Below are 4,885 nucleotides of genomic sequence, written 5' to 3' on the forward strand. Positions count from 1 at the left end.
AACAGCTTGCTAAATTATATGCTCAAAAAATTCAATTACTAACAAACGGAAATGGATTTCAAAATGGTTTGAATAAAGCGAAAAACGAAGTCAAAGATAGCCAAATTAAAAACTTAGAAAATGCCTTGAAAGACAAAGATAAAACGATATCTGTCTTAGAGCAAAAAAATAAAAAATTGCTTGAAGCAGCAAAACAATATATGCCGCAAAAACTGTTTCAAAGTTTGCTAGAAGAACTGCAAATGATTAAGCCAATAGTGAAAGTGGTAAGAACGGTAAAATCATTGTTTAGAGATTGAGCGATTTATGCCGAGAAAACTCTTGTTAGTAAGCTAGACGAATTTAGACTAAATTTGACGAGTTGTCAGGCTGGAAAGCTGACGACCGACAAATTAGGAAAAAAGCAGTCTAGGTTACTTGCTGACAAGAGGAAATTGGAATAAAGTAAGCGACCAGCATAGACAGAATTTTGAAAGGTTATAAAGTCATGATATAATAGCAAAGTCGCTAGTTCTTCCGCTAAGTAATGCGAACTTAGATTGGAGGTGAGCGTTGTGGAAAGTATCTTCAAACTTGTTTTGATACCTTTTGTAGTTGGCGTTGCTACAGAAGTAGTTGCTGATTGGTTAATTCAGTACATTCAAAACAAACGCGACAAACATTAACCTGAGTTTTCTTTGAAAACAAAAAAAGACAGTAGCTGCAACTACTGTCTTTTTTTTGCGTTGTGCTAAAAGTATCTTCAAACTTTAGCGTTAATTGGATTATATCACGTGGGAGAAGCATGTGTCAAAAAGTTGGTGCTAGGAAGAGAAAATTTGGGGTGATTTTTCGCCAGAAAAATCTAAAATCTGGGGGGCTACTACGACCCCCCTTTTAAGTGCCGAGTGCCAAATTGAGAAAAAAAGTGCCTTGAACCTTAGAGCCACAAGGGTTTGAGGGGTGCGAGTGTTCGGCGACATTTTGGCGAGTTTTTTGGCGAGTTTTTAAAAAAAATACGAAAAATAGTTGACTTGGTAGGGTGAATTTTGAACGAAGTGAAAAAGAGGGCTGAAAAGCCCTTAAAAACCCTTGTGACGCAAGGGTTTTTTCTTATCTTGATACATATAGAAATAACGTCATTTTTTATTTTCGAGGTTTGAGTATGCCAAAACCCTTGATTTAACTGGATTTAACTGGATTTATGGGCAACAAAAAAGCCCTTGCAATTTAATAAAATAAAGTTTATAATTTAGGTGTTCAATCAAAATAATAAACTTAGGAGAATTGCAGGGACTTTTTTATATATTCAAAAAAATTTTTTTTGCAAGAAAATTATAACATGACAGGTAATGAAAAGCAAGTCTTTAAGGACTATTCAAAACAAGGCAAAGATAGAAAGTGGCGAGAACGCAAACTAAAGAATATAGAGCTGGCGGGTCGCTTGGAAAAATTGGGTTATCGTTCGTTTGAACGGGTCTATCAATGTGCAGAGGTTTTGAAATTTATCGAACAACAGGACGGTACTAAGAAACTTTATCAATCTTATTTTTGTAAAAATAAACTTTGTCCAATATGTAACTGGAGACGGTCAATGAAGTATGCTTATCAAGCGGAGCTTGTGGTTAATGAAGCAATGAAACGCTATCCAAAAGGTCGATTTTTGTTCTTGACGCTGACGATTAAAAACGTCAGTGGAAAAGAACTAAATAAGACCTTAAGTAAAATGACAGAGGGTTTTCGTCGTCTTATGATGTACAAAAAAGTTGATAAGAATGTTCTCGGGTATCTGCGAGCAACCGAGGTAACTTATTCAACTGAACATGAGAATTATCACCCTCATTTGCATGTATTGTTATTTGTGAAATCTAGCTATTTTACTGGGAATAATACAAATTATATTAGTCAAGAAGAATGGACAAAACTATGGGCTAAGGCGATGAAATTGAATTATACGCCTGTCGTAGATATTCGGACAGTTAAAGCACATAAGCGGAAAAACCTAAAATCAGCCATTATTGAAACGGCTAAATATCCTGTTAAGCCTTTTGATGTCGATACAGAAGATGTGACATTATTTTCTGAAATGGTCAAAGAAAGGATAACAGAAGATTTGACAAATGGCTTGCATCGAAAAAGGCAGATTGGTTTTGGGAAGTTGTTCAAGGAAATCAAGGCTGAGTTAGCTCTTGATGATGTTGAAGAAGGGAACTTGGTTCAGACTGGGGCAGAAGAAATGACTGAAAGTACAGGACGAGAAATTGTTGCCTTTTGGAATTGGGATAGAAAAAACTATTTTGTGAGGTAGCGATGACTGATAGAAATGAGCTGATTAACGATATTGCAGAGTTGAAAGCTAAACGAGACAGACTACTGGCTCAAGTGAAAGAAGCGGAACAATGGGAAAGTGTAGCGTGGGATAGTTACCATGCGGTCGCAGACCATGTAAAAGCTCTTGAGAAAAAAAGAGAGATAGCTCAAAATTATTGGGATAGCTCTCAAAGAGCTATTAAATCACACTTTGATTTTGTGGCAGACCAGGCAAATAAAGTGAAAAAGGTGTTAGCTAAAAAGAGATATGATTTGCTAGATGAGGAAATCGACAAGCTGATGAACGAAATTCGAGAGCTGGCAGATGTCCTTGGGATTGAGATTGACGAGCTTCCTCTTGATTTTCCTTTCTTCGCTTTAACCGCAGAGGGGGTTTCTGATGAGTAAAACTGTGTCAGAATTAGCTCAAGAACTAGGATTAAGTAAACAGTATCTTAATCGAATTTTATCCCAAAATAATCTAGGTCGAAAAAAGGGAAATAAAAAAGTAGTTTCCGATATAGACGAGAAAGCACTTATATCAATACTTGAGAGCAATATCGGAAACAAGAAATCGGAAACTAAAACGGAAACTAAAAAAGTAGTTTCCGATATGCCTTTAACCGCAAGAGAGACAAGGGAAGAAAGGGATATCGGAAACCAAAAAACGGAAACTAAATCGGAAACCGAAATGGAAACTAGTTTCCGATATGTCCGTGAACAGTTGGAAATAAAGGGAAAAGAGGTTGAACGACTTCATCAACTGATTGACCAATCGCAACAGTTATTGCTGAATGAACAAAAGAAAAATCAATTGTTGTTAGAAAGCAAGGCTAAACCTGCTGACTGGGAAAAAGAAAAAGTTCGGTTAGAAAATGAAATATTACACTATCAGGGTTCTTTATCTGAAGCAAATAGTCGAGCCAACAATAACTATGTTTATGCTGAAAATATGGAGCGATGGCTTTGGGTTGTCGGGATAACAGCTGGGATATTTTTTGTGATAATACTAGTTCTGATTTGGATTCACTTTTTTTGAGTATGAGCAAGCTGACCTTTCGTGGTCAGCTTTTTTGTCGGACAATAGCGGAGCGGTCCGACTAGTCATTTTTTTAAAATGACTTTGGGCGACTTATTGAAGTTGCCCAACATGACAAAAATGTCCTTGTGGTTCGAGGGCTTTTTTGTTATCTCGCCACCTTTCCTTTGTGGCGAGGGAAGCCGTCTGCAAGACCGCACTTTTACGAAGTAAAGTATAGTGCGTTATACTTTACATGGAAGTTGCTCCGAAATTGTGCTAGACTACTAGATAAGGTGTTGCGTATTTAGACGAGCAATAGACTTGTCGGCTCGTCTGTCAGTCGTTATTCGACTGACGCTGATAAGGAGGATTGAAGAATGAGCTACATAGTGGCGAGGATGGAAAAAATGAAAGTCGGTAATCTTGGTGGAGCCTATCGACATAATGAACGTATTTTCAAGAATCACTCTAACAAAGATATAGACCCGAATAGGTCACATCTCAACTATGAGTTGACGGATCGTGACCGTTCGGTGTCGTATGAAAAGCAAATTAAAAACTATGTGAATGAAACCAAAATATCAAAGCGTGCTATTCGAAAAGATGCAGTTTTGTGTGATGAGTGGGTTATTACGTCTGACAAGAAGTTTTTTGAAGATTTGAATCAAGAGCAAGTACAAGAATTCTTTGAGACGGCTAAAAAGTATTTTGAAGAACAGTATGGTAAGCAAAATATTGCTTATGCTAGTGTGCATCTTGATGAAAGTACTCCGCATATGCATATGGGAGTGGTTCCGATGAAGGACGGAAAACTGTCGTCTAAGACAATGTTTGACCGTGAAGAGTTGAAAACTATTCAAGATAAATTACCGAAATACATGAATGAGCATGGTTTCGAGGTTGAACGTGGTGAGCTTAATAGCGAGAAAAAACACAAAACAGTTGCCGAATTCAAGCAAGATATGGCTGTTAAAGAATTGGACGAGAAATTAGTTTCTGAATATGGTGCTCCAGTATATATCAACGAGACAACTGGTGAGTTTGTGACTGAGGGAGAGTATCAAGAGAATTATAAGGACTTCAAAGAGACTTTTGGGGAATACAATGTGACAGAAGATGATTTCAAAGATTTTTTGGATTCTGATGACATTCCTTTGAGGAAAGTTACTGTTCAAGAGAAAATGGATTGGGTTAAACAACATTATCAGCAAGCTTTAAATAAACTAGAATCGTCTCAGAAGCTCTCAGAAGCCCGTATAAGCAATTTGGACCAGAGAATTGAGGAAAAGACTAAGGAATTGTCTAAAATCGATTTAGAGACTTCTCAGAGACTCTCAGAACTATCTGAGTTAGAAGAACACGTAAATATATTAGAACCACAAAAAAATAGCTTAGAGGCGAAAATAGAGGGGTTACGTAACGAAATAGAGCAATTAGGGAGTATTTCTGATAGTGAATTAGATTCTATTCGTCCTAAAAAGGGAATTTTGGGAAGTAAGGTAGAGTTATCTCCTGAACAGTGGAGTGACTTCAAGGGGAGCTATTATAAAGCTAGGAATGAAACTAGAGAGATGA

5 protein-coding genes are annotated in these 4,885 nt (G+C 37.1%); all 5 read left to right on the forward strand.

The genetic code is table 11. The features are described 5' to 3' along the window. The coding region (locus NST05_RS10950; RefSeq protein WP_340743059.1) for a hypothetical protein at positions 1-299 on the forward strand (299 nt) is incomplete at its 5' end. A 1,022-nt stretch (positions 300-1,321) separates the two neighbouring features. Next, entirely contained in the window at positions 1,322-2,287 is a 966-nt protein-coding gene (locus NST05_RS10955) for a protein rep (protein WP_340743060.1), read from the forward strand. 2 nt (positions 2,288-2,289) lie between these two features. Further along, the gene (locus NST05_RS10960) at positions 2,290-2,697 is read left to right on the forward strand and encodes a hypothetical protein (RefSeq protein ID WP_024051442.1); all 408 of its coding nucleotides are present in this window, start codon (positions 2,290-2,292) and stop codon (positions 2,695-2,697) included. Continuing rightward, a complete protein-coding gene (locus NST05_RS10965; RefSeq protein ID WP_024051441.1) occupies positions 2,690-3,328 on the forward strand; it encodes a mobilization protein in 639 nt (212 codons plus the stop codon). The genes NST05_RS10960 and NST05_RS10965 overlap by 8 nt, the downstream gene beginning before the upstream one ends. A gap of 359 nt (positions 3,329-3,687) precedes the next feature. Continuing rightward, the coding region (gene mobV, locus NST05_RS10970) for a MobV family relaxase (RefSeq protein ID WP_340743061.1) at positions 3,688-4,885 on the forward strand (1,198 nt) is incomplete at its 3' end.

The sequence above is a fragment of the Streptococcus sp. FSL E2-3494 genome, assembly GCF_038007085.1.
In the GTDB taxonomy this organism is placed as follows: domain Bacteria; phylum Bacillota; class Bacilli; order Lactobacillales; family Streptococcaceae; genus Streptococcus; species Streptococcus thermophilus.

What these genes read in the sequence shown, in the direction of transcription:
- NST05_RS10965 (WP_024051441.1), top strand. Translation starts at nt 2,690, where the DNA reads ATGAGTAAAACTGTGTCAGAATTAGCTCAAGAACTAGGATTAAGTAAA.
- NST05_RS10955 (WP_340743060.1), top strand. Translation starts at nt 1,322, where the DNA reads ATGACAGGTAATGAAAAGCAAGTCTTTAAGGACTATTCAAAACAAGGC.
- NST05_RS10960 (WP_024051442.1), top strand. Translation starts at nt 2,290, where the DNA reads ATGACTGATAGAAATGAGCTGATTAACGATATTGCAGAGTTGAAAGCT.